Here is a 15,316-nt window from a genome sequence, read left to right on the forward strand (position 1 = left end):
GGGAGAACCCGTGAAGGTTGGCTGCATCGGACTCGGCGACATCGCGCAGAAGGCCTACCTTCCGGTCCTCGCCACCCTCCCCGGGGTCGAACTCCACCTCCAGACCCGCACCCGCGCGACGCTCGACCGGGTCGCCGACACCCTCCACCTGCCCGCCGCGCAGCGCCACGGCGACCTCGACTCGCTCCTCGCCGCCGGGCTCGACGCGGCCTTCGTCCACGCGCCGACCGCCGCGCACGCCGAGATCGCCGGCCGGCTCCTGGACGCGGGCGTCCCGACGTACGTCGACAAGCCCCTCGCCTACGAGTACGCCGAGTCCGAGCGGATCGTGGAACTGGCCGAGAAGCGCTCGGTCGGCCTCGCCGTCGGCTTCAACCGGCGCCTCGCCCCCTCGTACGCCCAGTGCGCCGAGCACCCGCGCGAGCTGATCCTCCTTCAGAAGAACCGCATCGGCCTGCCCGAGGACCCCCGCACCTTCGTGCTCGACGACTTCATCCACGTCGTCGACACCCTGCGGTTCCTCCTCCCCGGCGAGATCGAGCACGTCGACGTGCGCGCCCGCGTCCGCGAGGGGCTCATGCACCACGTCGTGCTCCAGCTCTCCGGTGACGGGTTCACCGCCATCGGCATGATGAACCGGATGAACGGCTCCACCGAGGAGATCCTCGAGGTCTCCGGGCAGGACACCAAGCGCCAGGTCGTCAATCTCTCCGACGTCGTCGACCACAAGGGCCAGCCGACCCTGCGGCGGCGCGGCGACTGGGTGCCGGTGCCCCGCCAGCGCGGTATCGAGCAGGCCGTACTGGCCTTCCTCGACGCCGTACGCGACGGTCGGGTCCTCAGTGCCAGGGATGCCCTGCAGACCCACGAGCTGTGCGAGCGCGTCGTGCGCGAGGCGCTGCTCCAGGCCTCCTGAACGCGCCCGCGCCCTCGGCCGCGCACACCGCGCCCACCACGGCGAGCGCCCCGTACAGGGGCCAGTCGCCCCAGCGGACGTAGCCCGTCGTCGAGTCCGAGAGCGGCAGCTCGCGGACGGCGACGGCGCTCGCGTCCGTGCCGAGCACGGGCCCGATCCTGCGTCCGTCGGGGCCGTACGCCGCGCTGACCCCGGTGAGCGTCGCGTGCGCGACGGGCCGTCCCGTCTCGGCGGCCCGCAGCGCCGCCAGCGACGCGTGCTGGGCGGGCGCCCAGCTCTTCTGGAACGTACTGGTCGCCGACTGGACGACGAGGAGCCCGGCCCCGTCGCGCACGAGGTTCCGGCTCATGTCGGGGAACGCGGACTCGAAGCAGACGAGCGGGCCGACCAGCGGTTCCCGGGCGCCGGCGCCGCCGTCGCGCGCACCCTCCTCGCTGCCGTCGCCCGTGGCGGGCAGCCTCATCACGACCGGTTCGGTGCCCCGCCGACGGTCCTCGTCGGCGGCCTTCCCGAACGACGTCACCCAGCCCAGCACCCCGCGCGCGGGGATGTACTCGCCGAAGGGCACGAGCCGCATCTTGTCGTAGCGCTCACCCGTGAGCCCCTCGGGACCGACCATGACGGCGCTCTTGTAGATGCCCGGGCGGTCGGCCCGCCGCGCGTCCACATTGACCAGGAGCGGCGCGTCGACCTCCCGTGAGAGCGCGGTGAGCCGGGCGGCGAGATCGGGCCGGCCGGCCGGGTCGGCGCCGACACCGCTCTCGCCCCAGACCACCAGATCGAGGCGCTGCCCGGCGAGCGAGCGGGTCAGCTCCTCGGCACGGTCGAACCGCCGCTCCGCCCCGTCCGCGCCGTCGAACACGCCGGGCTGTACGAGGGCCACCCGCACGGTCCCGGTCACCCGCGGCGCCCCCACCCCCCAGGCGGCCGTACCCGCGACGAGCGCGCAGGCCGCGAGTCCCGCGACGCCGACGGCGCGCAGCCCCGGTGCGGCCAGCAGCAGGGCCACGGCCGTGTTCACCGCCACCACGAGCGCGGTCACCAGCCACACCCCGCCGACCGAGGCCAGCCGGAGCGCCGCCGGCACCTGCCACTGGCTCGCCCCGAGCAGCCCCCAGGGACCTCCCAGCCCCTCCCAGGAGCGCACCAGCTCGATCAGCAGCCAGCCGGAGGGCACCGCGACCAGCGCGGTGCCGGCCCGCAGCGCCGACGGCACGCCTCCGAGCAGGGACCGTACGAGCCAGGCCCACGGCAGCCACAGCAGGCCGAGCAGTGCGGAGAGAGGGAGGAGGAAGACATGGAGGCTGGGCAGCAGCCAGTGATGGACGGCGAACACGAAGCCGATCCCGCCGAGCCATCCGTCCAGGGCGGCCCGGCGCGCTCCCGGAGCCGAACGGATCAGGAGGAGCCAGGGGACGAGCGCCAGATATGCCCACCACCAGAGGCCGGGGGCGGGAAAGGCGAGCGCGGGCAGCGCGCCGCAGCCGACGGCGAGCAGCGAACGGGCGAGGGCACGCCGACGAGCCCGGCCGCCCGGCCGGCCGCGCGGGGTCCCGTCCCGGTCGTGGTCCTGGTCCGGGTCCGCGTCCCGGTCCGGCCCCTGGTCGGGAACCCGATCCGGACCGTGGCCCTGCTCCGGGTCCGCATCCCGGTCCGGCCCCTGGTCGGGAATCCGATCCGGACCGTGGCCCTGCTCCGGGTGCTGCCCCTGTTCCGGGTGCTGACCCCGTCGTGCGAACGGATTTCGCATGGCATGCCTCCGCCCTTGCCTTCAGTGTCGGGCGTGACCGGGTTCGGCGCGGCTCGGGCGGTCCGTCGTGGTGACCGGGGCCGGAAGGGACCCCCGGGGCGGCGGCCGCGGGGGCCGGGCGGCGGTCAGCCGTGCCGACGCCACCGTTCGTCGACGACGACCGAGGTCAGCCGCCACCCGTCGGTGGTCCGCACCGCCCCGAACGCGTAGCGGCCCCCGCAGACGAAGTCCTCGCCGGAGGTGAAGCGCATCGGGTTGACATAGTCCGCGCGGATCTCCGCCGTGTCCCCGGTCTCCGGGTAACCGGCCGGCCCGCGGAAGACGACGCGGCGGTTCACGATGAGGTGCTGCCGTACGGGAAAGAGCGTCAACGTCTCGGCGAGCCAGTCGGCCACCTCCGTCGCCGGGCCCTCGACACCGCCGGAGCCGCGGTAGTCGGCCCTGCCGTCCGGCGAGAAAAGGGCCCGGTAGGCGGTCCAGTCGGCGTCGTCGACGGCTGCCGCGTACCCGGTGACCAGGTCGTCGACGGCGAGTCGGTCCATCACGGTGGCGAGGTCCACGCGCTGCGTCATCGGATCAGTGTCGGGCAGGCCGGGCCAGGGGCCAAGGGGCGTGCGCGGGGGAGTCGGCGGACGCGGTCATACTGGCCGGATGCGTGTGAACATCGATCCCGAACTGAGTGACCGCACCGCTTTCTACCGGCTGCTCACCGCCACCGTCGTCCCCCGGCCGATCGCCTGGGTCTCCACGTCCTCGGCGGACGGGACGGACAACCTGGCCCCGCACTCCTTCTTCACCATCGCCTCGGTCACCCCGCCGGTCGTGCAGTTCACCTCGGTGGGACGCAAGGACTCGCTGCGCAACGTGGAGGAGACGGGGGAGTTCGTCGTCAACCTGGCTCCCGAGGGACTCTTCGAGCAGATCAACGCGACGGCGACGGACTTCCCGCGCGGGGTCAGCGAGTTCGACGCGTGCGGTGTCGAGCGCGAGCCGAGCCTCCGCGTGAAGCCGCCGCGGGTGGCGGACTCGCCGGTGGCGCTGGAGTGCGAGCTGCACAGCACGCTGCGGATCGGCGACTCGACGGTCGTCTTCGGCCGGGTCGTCCACGCGGCCATCGACGAGTCGGTCCTCCTCGACGGCCACCCGGAGATGGCGCTGATGCGCCCGCTGACCCGCCTCGGCAAGAACGAGTGGGGCACCCTCGGCGGCATCAAGGAGATCGCCCGCGTGCCCTTCGAGGGCTGAGGGGCGATCCAGGGTCGAGGGGCGATCCAGAGCCGAGGCGCGATCCAGGGCTGCACGAGGAAGGCCGGCGGGTCAATGCCGCGTGCTCCTTCGATGCATTCCCGCCACACCTCTACCCCATGGCTGGTTTCGGGTGCATGCTGTGCGCACGGCCTCCCCGCCACCCCCGTCGGGGGAACCGTTACGGCCCCGCCTGCTGCTGCGCTGCAGGCGGGGCCGAACGTTTCTGTGCGGCGTCGGCTGCTACGCGCCGACCGTATGCCGCTGGGTCACTGCCCCGACTCGCCCGCGTGCGGGCTCAGGACGTCCGTGCCGACCAGGACGAACAGCAGGATGCCGAGCAGGATGCGGTAGATCACGAAGGGCATGAAGGACTTCGTGGTGATGAACTTCATGAACCAGGCGATCACCGCGTAGCCGACCGCGAAGGCGATGATCGTGGCGAAGATCGTCGGGCCCCAGGAGACGTGCCCCTCGCCCGCGTCCTTCAGTTCGTACGCGCCCGAGGCGAGCACCGCCGGGATGGCGAGGAGGAAGGAGTAGCGCGCCGCCGCCTCGCGGGTGTAGCCCATGAGCAGGCCGCCGGAGATCGTCGCGCCCGAGCGCGAGACGCCCGGGATCAGGGCCATCGCCTGGCACAGGCCGAAGATCAGGCCGTCCTTGACGCTGAGTTCCTTGAGCGTCTTGCGCTCGCGGATCGCCCGGTGGCGGCCGCCGATCTCGTCGCGGGCGGCGAGCCGGTCCGCGACGCCGAGGACGATGCCCATGACGATCAGGGTGGTGGCGATCAGGCGCAGATCGCGGAAGGGGCCCTCGATCTGGTCCTTGAGCGTGATGCCGAGGACGCCGATCGGGATCGAGCCGACGATCACGAGCCAGCCCATCTGGGCGTCGTGGTCGGAACGCATCGCCTTGTCGGTGAGGGAGCGGAACCAGGCCGAGACGATCCGGGCGATGTCCTTGCGGAAGTAGATCAGTACCGCGGTCTCCGTACCGATCTGGGTGATGGCGGTGAAGGCCGCACCCGGGTCTTCCCAGCCCGCGAACGCCGCCGTGAGACGGAGATGCGCGCTGGAGGAGATGGGAAGGAACTCCGTCAGCCCCTGGACGAGTCCGAGGATGAACGATTCGAACCAACTCATGGGGCTAGGGCCGTCCCGTTATGTACGTGTGCGGTCAGAAGGTCGTGCGCAGCGTACCGCCCCAAGATGACGGGACCGTGCTCAGGCCTCGCGGGGGGTCGTCGGGCCCGCGGCCGTCCAGCCGGGGGCCCGTACGTGGGCGGTGAGGCTGTCGCGGTCGGCCTCGTCCCCGCAGTGCGCGCAGACGATCCGGGGGCTGAGGACCTCGCCGCACCGGTGCTCCAGGACGACCGGGCGGTCGTCGGCGTTGAGGTGGCGGTCGCCCCAGGCCATCAGGGTCATCAGGACCGGTCCGAGCTCCTCGCCGGCCGCCGTGGCCCGGTACTCGAAGCGCTGGGGGCGCTCGCTGTACTGCACCTTCTCCAGGACTCCGGCCTCGACCAGCCGCTTGAGCCGGGTGGTGAGGATGTCGCGGGGCGCGCCGGTGTTGCGGGCGATCCGGTCGAAGCGTCGCACGCCGAGGGAGACCTCGCGGAGCACGAGCAGGGAGTACTTCTCGCCGACGAGCGCCAGGGTGTCGGCGATCGAGCAGGGGCGGGGTGCGGCCTTCATGGCGACAAGCCTAGGGCAGCACGGGCTCGGTGCGTTCGGAAATCCAACGAACTGTGCCGAGAGGGTTTGGAAACCGAACCCACTGGGCTATGTTACCGATGAGTGTTGGTCCACTTATCCAACTCAGGAGCCTGCCATGCGCGACGCCGTCATCGTCGAAGCCGTCCGGACGCCGATAGGAAAGGGCAGGACGGGCGGCGCCCTGTCCCACGTCCACCCCGTCGCCCTGCTCTCGCACACCCTGCGCGCCCTGATCGAGCGCAGCGGCATCGACCCCGCCCTCGTCGACGACGTGATCGGAGGCACCGTCGACCAGGTCGGCGAGCAGGCCATGAACACCACCCGCTACGCCTGGCTGGGTGCCGGATTCCCCGAGTCCGTGCCCGCCACCACCGTCGACCGGCAGTGCGGCTCCTCGCAGCAGGCCGTGCACTTCGCCGCCCAGGGCGTGCTCTCCGGCGCCTACGACATCGCCGTCGCCTGCGGCGTCGAGTCCATGAGCCGGGTCCCGATGTGGTCCAACGTGCCGCCCGGCGCCGACCCCTTCGGCCCCGGGGTCGCCGAGCGCTACCCCGAGGGCCTCGTCCCGCAGGGCATCAGCGCCGAACTCATCGCCGCGAAGTGGTCGATCGGCCGCGAGGCCATGGACGAATTCGCCACCTCGTCGCACACCAGGGCGGCGCGCGCGTGGGAGGCCGGACTCTTCGACGCCGAGGTCGCCCCGTACGAGGACGTCCGCCGCGACGAGTCGGTGCGGCCGGCGACCACCCCCGAGATCCTCGCCGGACTGCGGCCGGCCTTCGAGGACCCCGGCTTCGCCGAGCGCTTCCCGCAGATCGACTGGTCCGTCACCGCCGGGAACAGCAGCCCCGTCAACGACGGCGCGTCCGCCGTGCTCGTCATGGCCGCCGACACCGCCGCGAAGCTCGGCCTGCGGCCCCTCGCCCGGCTGCACAGCTTCGCCGTCACCGGATCCGACCCGCTGCTCATGCTCACCGGCGTCATCCCCGCCACGGAGAAGGTGCTGCTGCGCGCGGGCCTCTCCCTCGCCGACATCGACCTCTTCGAGGTCAACGAGGCCTTCGCCAGTGTCGTCCTCGCCTGGCAGCAGGAGACCGGGGCCGACCCGGCCAAGGTCAACGTCCACGGCGGCGCGATCGCCCTCGGCCACCCCCTGGGTGCCAGCGGCACCCGCCTCACCACCACTCTCGTCCACGCGCTGCGGGCCCGGGGCGCCCGGTTCGGGCTCCAGACGATGTGCGAGGCGGGCGGCCTGGCGAACGCGATGATCGTCGAGGCGCTCTGACCTCGATGCCATGGTCCGACCTCGGTGGCAGGTGTTCTGACCCCGGTCCCGGGCGCGCTGACCCCGGTCCTAGCGGGGGCCGCCCACCACCTCGGGGGCCCGCTCCGGTTCCGGCTCCGGTTCCACGGCCGGAGCCGGGGCCCTCAGATGGTGCCGCTTGCGCCAGGCGACCACCGCCGCCGCCACGGCGGACAGGGCGATGAAGCCCGCCGAGAAGAGGAACGCCGGGGAGCCGGGCTCCCCGGCCTGCGCCCCCGCCACCACGTACGCCGCCGTGTTGGGCACCGAGCCGAGCGCCGTCGCCACCAGGAACGGCACGTACCCCATCCGGGAGACGGCGGCGCAGTAGTTGGCCGCCGCGAACGGCACCCCGGGGAACAGCCGGATCGCGAGCATCGAACGGAACCCGTGCCGGCTGAGCTGCCCGTCCGCCGCCGTCAGCCAGCGGCCCCGCAGCATCGGCCGCAGCGCCTCCTGCCCCAGGAAGCGGCCGAGGGTGAAGGAGATCCCGGCGCCGAGCACCGTCCCCGCGATCGCCGCCGTCAGACCGAACGCCGAGCCGAAGAGCGCGCCCGCCGCCAGATTGAGCACCGGACGCGGGACGAACGCCGCCGTGCACACGCCGTACGCCAGAGCGAAGAGCATCACCGCGCCCGTGCCGTCCGTCTGCCGGGGCCAGCCCGAGGACAGCAGCCGCTGCGGCTCGTACAGCACGACGAGGGCCGCCGCGGTGAGCAGCAGCAGCGCGAGCACCGAGAGCCGTGCGCGGGGCGCGAGCAGGGCCCGGGAGCAGCGGAGGGCGAGGGAGCCCGGCGGCCGGGGCACGGGAGCGAGCATTCGGGGAGAGTAACGGACGCGTCCGTATGATCGCCGTAATGTGCGTCATGTCCCGCCCCGCGAACCGCCCATGGCCTCGGGCGGGCGGACAGCCCACGACCCCGGGCAGGCAGCCCACGACCCCGGGCAGGCAGCCCACGACTCCGGGCGGGCGGCCCACGACCCCGGGCGGACCGCCCACGACACGGAGAGCCCCATGACCGAGACCGCGCCGACGGCCGGCGGTCCCGCCGGCATCCCCGGCATCCCCGACAGCGCCCTCGCCGACACCCTTCTCGAGCGGCTCACCACCGTCTACCCGGCCGCCGGGAACCCCTTCCGGGCGCAGGAGATGGTCGCGTACATGAAGGGCGTCGCCCCCTTCCTCGGGGTGCGCACGCCCGAGCGCCGGGCCCTGTCCCGCACCGTCCTCGACGGTACCCCCCGCCCGGACGAGCAGGACTGCGCCGCCGTCGCCCTGCGCTGTTTCGCGCTGCCCGAGCGCGAGTACCACTACTTCGCCGTGGACTATCTGCGCCGCCATGTGAAGCGCTGCTCGTCCGGATTCCTGCCGGTCGCCCGCCGCCTCGTCACCACCGTCTCCTGGTGGGACACGGTCGACCACCTCGCCGCCCATGTCGTCGGCGGACTGGTCGCGGCCGATCCCGCCCTCGGCGACCGCATGGACGAGTGGATCGAGGACGAGGACCTGTGGGTGGCCAGGACGGCGATCCTCCACCAGCTGCGGTTCAAGGAAGCGACCGACGCGGACCGGCTCTTCGCGCACTGCCTGCGCCGCGCCGCCGACACCGACTTCTTCCTCCGCAAGGCCATCGGCTGGAGCCTGCGCGAGTACGGCAAGACGGCCCCGGCCGAGGTCCGTGCCTTCGTCGCCGCGCACACCGGCCGGCTCTCGCCGCTCTCGGTCCGCGAGGCCCTCAAGCACCTCTGACGGCCGCCGGGGAAACCCCCTGCACAATGAGAGCGTGAACGAGCAGATTCCCGTCATCCGCGAGGTCGACCAGGGCACGGCGCGCCTCATGCCCGATGTGGACCGGGAGCGGGCCTGGCTCCTCACGGTCGACGGCGCACCCCAGTCGTACGTCGACCTCGACGACCCGGCGTACCTGGAGTTCGAGTACGCCCGCCGACTCGCCCATGTCGTGGACGGCGCCGCCGCGGACGGCGAACCGCTGGACGTCCTGCACCTCGGCGGTGGGGCGCTGTCCCTGCCGCGCTACGTGGCCGTCAGCCGGCCCGGCTCGCGCCAGGACGTGGTCGAGGCCGATCGGGGGCTGCTCGCGCTCGTCACCGACCACCTCCCGCTGCCCGAGGGGTCCGGGATCACCGTGCACGGCGCGGACGCCCGCCGCTGGCTGGAGGAGGCGGCCGAGGCCTCGGCCGACCTCGTCGTCGGCGATGTCTTCGGCGGCTCCCGGGTGCCCGCCCACCTCACCTCCGTGGAGTACGCGCGCGAGGTCCGGCGCGTCCTGCGGCCCGACGGCGTCTACGCCGCCAACCTGGCCGACGGCGCGCCCTTCGCCTTCCTCCGCTCCCAGCTGGCCACGTTCGCGGCCGTCTTCCCCGAGCTCGCGCTGGTCGCCGAACCGGCCGTGCTGCGCGGCCGCCGCTTCGGGAACGCGGTCCTGGTGGCCTCCGGCCGTGAGATCGACATCGCCCACCTCTCCCGCCGGGCCGCGGCGGACGCCTTCCCCGCGCGCGTGGAGCACGGGGACACGCTCGACCGGTTCACCGGCGCCGCGGCACCGGTCCTGGACGCCGGGGCCGTCCCGTCACCCGTTCCGCCGGAGGGAGCCTTCGGCATCGGCTGAGACCTCGGCCGAGGCGTCGGCCGCCCGCCCGGCCGGAGCGGGGACGGCCGGGAGCGGTGCGGCCGTCGTGGCCGGTACGGACTCCGAGGCGGCGGCCGGCGAGGCGCCGACCGGTTCCTTCGTGTGCGGACGCCGGGTCAGGTTCCGTACGTCCGGCACCAGCAGCACGAGCGCGGTGACCAGCACCATCAGTCCCGCCGCGCCCCACAGCGCCGTGCTCCGGCCGAACGCGCTCTCCGCCGGGCCGGCGAGCGCCGTCGTCAGCGGCAGCAGGGCGGTCGAGCCGAACCAGTCGTAGGCCGACACCCGGGACAGCTTCTCCTCGGGGATCTCCTGGTGCATCGTCGTCATCCACGAGACGCCGAACACCTCGATGGCCACACCGCTGACGAACATGGCCGCCGTGAGCCCCACCGCGTCGAGCGGTACGGCGAGCGCCGCCGACGGCAGCGCGATCGGGAAGACGCAGAGCGTGCCGACGAACAGCAGCCGGCGCGGTTTCCAGCGGGCCATCAGGAAGGCACCCGCGAGCGTTCCCACCCCGTACGCGGCGAGCGCGATGCCCCAGGGGGTCGCGCCGCCCAGCTCGGCCTTGGCCACCAGCGGCCCGTACACCGACTCGACCGCGCCGATCAGCCCGACCACGACGGAGAACTGGGCGACGATCGACCAGAGCCAGGGCCGGCCGACGAACTCGTGCCAGCCCTCCCGCAGATCGGCGAAGAGACCGCCGCCGGGAGCGCGCTCCGGGATGCCGCTCACGTCCAGGAACGCGCGCAGCCCGCCCGCGACCGCGAACGCGACGGCGTCGATCAGGAGGACCCAGCCGGGTCCGACGAACGCGACGAGGGCGCCGCCGAGCGCCGCGCCGCCGATGGACGCGCCGTGCATCGCCATCCGGTAGACGGCGAAGGCGCGGCTCGCCTGCTCCCCGGTGACGCTGGACATCAGCATGCCCTCGGCCGCCGGGTTGAAGAAGGCCTGTCCGGTGCCGCAGAGCGCGGTGAGCACCATCATCTGCCAGATCTGGGCCGAACCCGCGAGCACGAGGGCGGCGAAGACGGCCTGTGAGACGCAGTTGAGGACGTTGGCGGCGACCATCACCCGGTGCCGGGGCACCCGGTCGGCGACCGCGCCGCCGATCAGCAGGAAGAGGACGAGCGGCAGGAACCGCGCCATCGCCACGAGTCCCACGTCGCCGGCGTCGCCACCGGTCTCGAACACCGCCCAGGTCGTGGCGATCAGCGCGCCGTGCGTGCCGAGGTTGGTCACGACGGTGGCGGCGGTCAGGAGGACGTAGTTGCGCCCGGCCCACTCGGGGCGGCGCGAGCCGAGCGGGGCGCGGTGGGGGGCGGCGGGACTGTTCACCCCGGGACTATCCCTGCCGGGCCGCCCGTATGCCAACCCGATATCCGGACGGGGCGTCCGGGGTGCCGTCGGGCGTCCCTGGTGCGGTCCGGCGTTCGGGTGCGGTCCGGCGTTCGGGTGCCGTCCGGCGTCGGGCGGCGTCCGGCGTTCCGGACGGGCCGGCCCCGGCACGTGGACGGACCACGTGCCGGGGCCGGACCCGCGGGAGTCGTGCGGTCAGGACGCCGGAGCGAGCCGGACCGTCGACAGGATCTGCCGGATGGTGGCGTCCGGCAGCTCGTCCTTGACGCCGTCGGCCCCGTAGAGCACCCAGGTCGAGAAGTCGCCCTTGGCGTTCTTGAAGGTGAAGGCGATCGACTTGCCGTCCGTCTCGCACTTGTTGCGCTTCTTGACGCCGGGCGCCGTGGCCGTCGCCATGTGACCGGTCAGACCGGACTTCGTCGTGTACGGCACCGGCTTGGTGATCTTGATGGTGCTCTGCGGCATGTGCTGGGCGTAGCCGCCCCACACCCAGGTTCCGGCCTCGCTGCGCGCGGCGTCCGAGGTGTTCTTGGCACCCTGGCCGCCCTTGGTGCCCGCGGTGCTCAGACCCCAGGTCTCCATGCTGCCGTTCTTGTCGGTGTCGTACGTGCACCACTCGCTCTTGAGGCGCGACGGGGACGACATGGTGACGAGCGGGCTGCCGTCGTTCTTCTTCTCGTCCTCGAAGAAGGTGATCATGCCCGGCTTCAGCACCTCCCACTCCGGCGGTACGTCGAAGAGGGTGCCGTACTTCGGGTTGTAGACGACCTTCCAGCCGGGGATCGTCGGCTGCTGGGCGGCGCCGTCGCGCGGGTTCTCGATCGCGGACGGGCTGTCGCTCGGGATCGTCGACGGGTCGGTCGTCGGATCGGCGGGCGCGGACGACGCCGGCGGCTTCGGGTCCGCGTTCGTCTTCTTGTCGTCGTCCTTGCCGAGGACGAGGAAGCCGGTGACACCGGCCGCGACGACCACGGCGGTCGCGGCGACGATGGCCACGAGCGTCGTCTTCTTCTTCCCGCCGCCGGGCCCGCCGGGCTGCGCCGGTCCCGGTACCGCGTACTGCTGCGGGACCGTCGGCTGCTGGTAGGGGTTCGGCTGGCCGTAACCGGGCTGCTGTCCGTACCCCTGCTGCGGGTAGCCGGGCGGCGCGGGCGGCTGCTGCGGGTAGCCGGGCTGTGTCGGCGGCTGCTGCGGATACCCGGGCTGGGCAGGCGGCTGCTGATACGGGTTCGGCTGCTGGTACCCCGACTGCTGGTAGGGGTTCTGGTTCTGGTCCTGCGGGTTCTGCTCGCCCCCGGGCGGCTGCTGTCCTGGCCACATGGCCAGTAACCATAGAGGTGCGGAGGCGCCGCGACCACGCCCGCCCCCGTGCAGCTCGCGGGTGAGGGGATGGCCAAGGCTGCTACTGGTGGGTAACATCACGGTCATGAGCGCAGACCAGATGACCGTCGGCGAGATGCTCGCCGCCACGGTGCCCATGGCCGGAACCCTGAACCTGGAGTTCCTGGAGACCACCGCCGAGCGCGCCGTCGTGCGCCTGCCGGACCAGCCCGCCTACCACAACCACGTCGGCGGCCCGCACGCCGGAGCGATGTTCACGCTCGCCGAGTCCGCCAGCGGCGCCATCGTCCTCGCCGCCTTCGGCGACCAGCTGAGCCGCGCCGTACCGCTCGCCGTCAAGGCCGAGATCGGCTACAAGAAGCTCGCGATGGGCATCGTCACGGCCACCGCCACCCTGGGCCGCCCGGCCGCCGAGGTCGTCGCCGAACTCGACGCCGGGCAGCGGCCGGAGTTCCCGGTGAAGATCGAGATCACCCGTGAGGACGGCGCCGTGACCGGCGAGATGACCGTCGTCTGGACCCTGCGCCCGAACGCCTGATCAGGGACGCCGTCGACCGCCCCCGCACCCCCTTCCGGGGTGCGGGGGCGGCCGCGTTCCCGGCGGCCGGCGGCACGGGCCGTCCACCCCGACCGGGTAGGCTGCCCCGGCGTGCCCGCCGCGGAGCACGCCGGCGCCAGGAACCCCCGACCAGGGGCCGGGCGCGGCAGGGCAGTCGAAACGGGAGGAAGCCGCGTTGCACGTCCAGGAGTGGCTGGAGACGATCCCCGCGATCGCGGTCTACGTCCTCGTCGGCGTGGTGATCGGGCTGGAGAGCCTGGGCATCCCGCTGCCCGGCGAGATCGTGCTCGTGAGTTCGGCGCTGCTCGCCTCGCAGCACGGTGACATCAACCCGTACGTCCTCGGCGCCTGCGCCACCGCCGGCGCGATCATCGGCGACTCGATCGGCTACGCGATCGGGCGCAGGGGCGGGCGCCCGCTGCTCGCCTGGCTGGGGAAGAAGTTCCCCAAGCACTTCAGCGAGGCCAACATCGGGCTCGCCGAGCGCTCCTTCCAGAAGTGGGGCATGTGGGCCGTCTTCTTCGGCCGCTTCATCGCCCTGCTCCGCATCTTCGCCGGGCCGCTCGCGGGCGTCCTGCACATGCCGTACTGGAAGTTCCTGATCGCCAACGTCTTCGGCGGCATCCTGTGGGCCGGCGGCACGACGGCCGTCATCTACTCCGTCGGCATCGTCGCGGAGGCCTGGCTCAAGCGCTTCTCGTGGCTGGGGCTCGTCCTCGCCGTGCTGATCGGCGTCGCCTCGATGCTGATCATCAAGAACCGCGCCAAGAAGGCGGCGGCGGAGCAGGCCGAGGCCCGGGAGCCGGCGCCGGTCGCGGTCGCCGACTGAGACCGGACGCACCGGTACGTACGCAGATGAGGGAGGGCGGCACCCGTTCGACGGGTGCCGCCCTCCCTCACGTATGTACCGGACGTCGTACGGCGCGAGCACACATGCGCCGGACGGCGTGCGGCCCGCGCCGTCACCTGTCGGCCGTAGCGCGGCCTGCGCCCTCACCTGCCGGACGGCGTGCGGCTCACGCTCCGAAGGCCTCCGCGTGGCCCTTGGCGAGGTGCAGGTACATCTCGGCGTTCAGCCGGATGCCCGCCTGCTCTTCCTCTGTCAGCGGCCGGCGGACCTTCGCGGGCACGCCCGCGACGAGCGAACCCGGCGGGATCTCCATCCCCTGCGGGACCAGCGCCTGCGCGGCGACCAGCGAACCGGCGCCGATCCGCGCACCGTTGAGAACGGTCGCGCCCATGCCGACGAGCACGTCGTCCTCGATGACGCAGCCGTGCACGGTCGCGTTGTGGCCGACGGTCACGCGGTCGCCGATCGAGACCGGGAAGCCGGGGTCGACGTGGACCGTGCAGTTGTCCTGGATGTTGGAGTCCTCGCCGATCGCGATGGGGCCGCAGTCCGCGCGCAGCACCGCGTGGTACCAGATGCCGGTGCGGGCGCCGAGGGTCACGTCGCCGAGCACCACGGAGGTCGGGGCGGTGAAGGCGGTCGGGTCGATCTGCGGCTCCTTGCCGCCCACACCCTTGATCAACGCCTCTGTCATGGTTCGCTCCTGATCGTCAGCCGTCATGTCACGCCCGGGGGTGCCCCCGGCCGCAGCCTATGCCGTGCCCATGACGGACATCACAGCGCACTGCGGTGATCAGGTACGACGGTGCCGACTACGGTGTCCGGGTGCCCAGGAACAGAAACACGTTCTCGTCCCTCGCCGCCTGGCGGCGCCGGATGCTCAACCGTGCCGTGCAGGGCGGCTGGCGCTGGGTGCAGGAGACGGGTTCCGTCACGGCCGAGCACCCCGGGAAGCTGCGTTTCCGCCGGCTCGGCGCGGACACCCGGCTCGCGTTCCCGCAGGGCACGGTCTTCGGCGAGCGGTGGATCGAGATCGGCGAGTGCTGCATCGTCGCCGAGCAGGTCACGCTGACGGCCGGGATGCTGCCGGGCCTGGATCTCGGGACGGAGACGGTGCTGACGCTCGGCGACGGCGTCGTCCTCGGCCGGGGCAGCCACGTGATCGCCGACGCGAGGGTGACCATCGGCTCGGACACGTACTGCGGGCCGTACGTCTACATCACCTCGACCAACCACAGTTACGACGACCCGGACGAGCCGGTCGGCCGTCAGTGGCCCCGCTCGGAGCCCGTCGTGATCGGCCCCGGCTGCTGGCTCGGCACGGGCTCCGTGATCCTGCCCGGCGCGCGCCTCGGCCGGAACGTGGTCGTCGCCGCGGGCGCGGTCGTACGCGGTGAGGTGCCCGACCACTCGGTGGTCGCGGGCGCCCCGGCGAAGGTCGTCCGCAGCTGGGACGAGGAGAAGGGCTGGCAGCCTCCGCTGCGGACCCCGGCCCCGGTCCCGATCCCCGACCACGTGACCTCGGAACAGCTCGCGGCGCTCGCGGCGTGGGAGGTCGAGCAGGCGCGGTAGGGGCCGGGGAGGTGCGGGCGGATGCCGCCCGGCCAGGTCCTGTCGT

16 protein-coding genes are annotated in these 15,316 nt (G+C 72.9%); 8 read left to right on the forward strand and 8 right to left on the reverse strand.

Translation table 11 applies throughout. From position 1 onward, the window contains the following. The first annotated feature begins 10 nt into the window (after positions 1–10). Complete coding sequence (locus AMK27_RS00385) at positions 11–916, forward strand: Gfo/Idh/MocA family protein (protein ID WP_073902021.1); 906 nt, start codon at positions 11–13, stop codon at positions 914–916. On the opposite strand, the gene lnt is transcribed toward AMK27_RS00385, so the two are convergent. Then, positions 840–2,666, reverse strand: coding sequence for an apolipoprotein N-acyltransferase (gene lnt, locus AMK27_RS00390; protein ID WP_241847255.1), 1,827 nt, complete (start codon positions 2,664–2,666; stop codon positions 840–842). The genes AMK27_RS00385 and lnt overlap by 77 nt on opposite strands. 125 nt (positions 2,667–2,791) lie before the next feature. Beyond that, positions 2,792–3,238 carry a nuclear transport factor 2 family protein gene (locus AMK27_RS00395; RefSeq protein ID WP_073902022.1) on the reverse strand — a complete coding sequence of 149 codons (447 nt, stop codon included), beginning with the start codon at positions 3,236–3,238 and terminating at the stop codon, positions 2,792–2,794. Positions 3,239–3,317: 79 nt separating this feature from the next. On the opposite strand from AMK27_RS00395, the gene AMK27_RS00400 reads away from it, so the two are divergent. After that, positions 3,318–3,911, forward strand: a complete 594-nt coding sequence (locus AMK27_RS00400; protein WP_073902023.1) for a flavin reductase family protein — start codon at positions 3,318–3,320, stop codon at positions 3,909–3,911. 269 nt (positions 3,912–4,180) lie between these two features. Here the strand turns inward: AMK27_RS00400 and AMK27_RS00405 are convergent, their stop codons facing one another. Next, positions 4,181–5,053 carry an undecaprenyl-diphosphate phosphatase gene (locus tag AMK27_RS00405; protein WP_073902024.1) on the reverse strand — a complete coding sequence of 291 codons (873 nt, stop codon included), beginning with the start codon at positions 5,051–5,053 and terminating at the stop codon, positions 4,181–4,183. An 81-nt stretch (positions 5,054–5,134) separates the two neighbouring features. Further along, entirely contained in the window at positions 5,135–5,605 is a 471-nt protein-coding gene (locus AMK27_RS00410) for a winged helix-turn-helix transcriptional regulator (protein WP_073902025.1), read from the reverse strand. 136 nt (positions 5,606–5,741) lie between these two features. Between AMK27_RS00410 and AMK27_RS00415 the strand changes: the two genes are divergently transcribed. After that, positions 5,742–6,911, forward strand: a complete 1,170-nt coding sequence (locus AMK27_RS00415; RefSeq protein WP_073902026.1) for a thiolase family protein — start codon at positions 5,742–5,744, stop codon at positions 6,909–6,911. A gap of 69 nt (positions 6,912–6,980) precedes the next feature. Here the strand turns inward: AMK27_RS00415 and AMK27_RS00420 are convergent, their stop codons facing one another. Continuing rightward, positions 6,981–7,748, reverse strand: a complete 768-nt coding sequence (locus AMK27_RS00420; RefSeq protein WP_073902027.1) for a TVP38/TMEM64 family protein — start codon at positions 7,746–7,748, stop codon at positions 6,981–6,983. Positions 7,749–7,944: 196 nt separating this feature from the next. Here AMK27_RS00420 and AMK27_RS00425 point away from each other — a divergent pair, with 196 nt between their 5' ends. Beyond that, positions 7,945–8,679: a DNA alkylation repair protein gene (locus AMK27_RS00425; protein WP_073902028.1), complete on the forward strand. Its 735-nt coding sequence runs from the start codon at positions 7,945–7,947 to the stop codon at positions 8,677–8,679. Between the two features lie 34 nt (positions 8,680–8,713). After that, the gene (locus AMK27_RS00430) at positions 8,714–9,559 is read left to right on the forward strand and encodes a spermidine synthase (RefSeq protein ID WP_073902029.1); all 846 of its coding nucleotides are present in this window, start codon (positions 8,714–8,716) and stop codon (positions 9,557–9,559) included. Here the strand turns inward: AMK27_RS00430 and AMK27_RS00435 are convergent. Both AMK27_RS00435 and AMK27_RS00440 read right to left on the reverse strand, forming a co-directional pair. After that, a complete protein-coding gene (locus AMK27_RS00435; RefSeq protein ID WP_073902030.1) occupies positions 9,521–10,927 on the reverse strand; it encodes an MFS transporter in 1,407 nt (468 codons plus the stop codon). The genes AMK27_RS00430 and AMK27_RS00435 overlap by 39 nt on opposite strands. 216 nt (positions 10,928–11,143) lie before the next feature. Further along, positions 11,144–12,268, reverse strand: a complete 1,125-nt coding sequence (locus AMK27_RS00440; RefSeq protein ID WP_073902031.1) for a hypothetical protein — start codon at positions 12,266–12,268, stop codon at positions 11,144–11,146. Between the two features lie 106 nt (positions 12,269–12,374). On the opposite strand from AMK27_RS00440, the gene AMK27_RS00445 reads away from it, so the two are divergent. Both AMK27_RS00445 and AMK27_RS00450 read left to right on the forward strand, forming a co-directional pair. After that, positions 12,375–12,827, forward strand: a complete 453-nt coding sequence (locus AMK27_RS00445; protein ID WP_241847256.1) for a DUF4442 domain-containing protein — start codon at positions 12,375–12,377, stop codon at positions 12,825–12,827. A gap of 196 nt (positions 12,828–13,023) precedes the next feature. Next, positions 13,024–13,677: a DedA family protein gene (locus AMK27_RS00450; protein ID WP_073902032.1), complete on the forward strand. Its 654-nt coding sequence runs from the start codon at positions 13,024–13,026 to the stop codon at positions 13,675–13,677. A gap of 187 nt (positions 13,678–13,864) precedes the next feature. On the opposite strand, the gene AMK27_RS00455 is transcribed toward AMK27_RS00450, so the two are convergent. Next, entirely contained in the window at positions 13,865–14,392 is a 528-nt protein-coding gene (locus AMK27_RS00455) for a gamma carbonic anhydrase family protein (protein ID WP_073902033.1), read from the reverse strand. A 131-nt stretch (positions 14,393–14,523) separates the two neighbouring features. On the opposite strand from AMK27_RS00455, the gene AMK27_RS00460 reads away from it, so the two are divergent. After that, complete coding sequence (locus AMK27_RS00460) at positions 14,524–15,270, forward strand: acyltransferase (protein ID WP_073903758.1); 747 nt, start codon at positions 14,524–14,526, stop codon at positions 15,268–15,270. Positions 15,271–15,316: the final 46 nt, after the last annotated feature.

It is taken from the genome of Streptomyces sp. CB02009 (assembly GCF_001905825.1).
In the GTDB taxonomy this organism is placed as follows: Bacteria; Actinomycetota; Actinomycetes; order Streptomycetales; family Streptomycetaceae; genus Streptomyces.

Coding starts and splice junctions, on each gene's coding strand:
- lnt (WP_241847255.1), bottom strand. CDS start 2,666: ATGCGAAATCCGTTCGCACGACGGGGTCAGCACCCGGAACAGGGGCAG.
- AMK27_RS00395 (WP_073902022.1), bottom strand. CDS start 3,238: ATGACGCAGCGCGTGGACCTCGCCACCGTGATGGACCGACTCGCCGTC.
- AMK27_RS00400 (WP_073902023.1), top strand. CDS start 3,318: ATGCGTGTGAACATCGATCCCGAACTGAGTGACCGCACCGCTTTCTAC.
- AMK27_RS00405 (WP_073902024.1), bottom strand. CDS start 5,053: ATGAGTTGGTTCGAATCGTTCATCCTCGGACTCGTCCAGGGGCTGACG.
- AMK27_RS00410 (WP_073902025.1), bottom strand. CDS start 5,605: ATGAAGGCCGCACCCCGCCCCTGCTCGATCGCCGACACCCTGGCGCTC.
- AMK27_RS00415 (WP_073902026.1), top strand. CDS start 5,742: ATGCGCGACGCCGTCATCGTCGAAGCCGTCCGGACGCCGATAGGAAAG.
- AMK27_RS00420 (WP_073902027.1), bottom strand. CDS start 7,748: ATGCTCGCTCCCGTGCCCCGGCCGCCGGGCTCCCTCGCCCTCCGCTGC.
- AMK27_RS00425 (WP_073902028.1), top strand. CDS start 7,945: ATGACCGAGACCGCGCCGACGGCCGGCGGTCCCGCCGGCATCCCCGGC.
- AMK27_RS00440 (WP_073902031.1), bottom strand. CDS start 12,268: ATGTGGCCAGGACAGCAGCCGCCCGGGGGCGAGCAGAACCCGCAGGAC.
- AMK27_RS00445 (WP_241847256.1), top strand. CDS start 12,375: ATGAGCGCAGACCAGATGACCGTCGGCGAGATGCTCGCCGCCACGGTG.
- AMK27_RS00455 (WP_073902033.1), bottom strand. CDS start 14,392: ATGACAGAGGCGTTGATCAAGGGTGTGGGCGGCAAGGAGCCGCAGATC.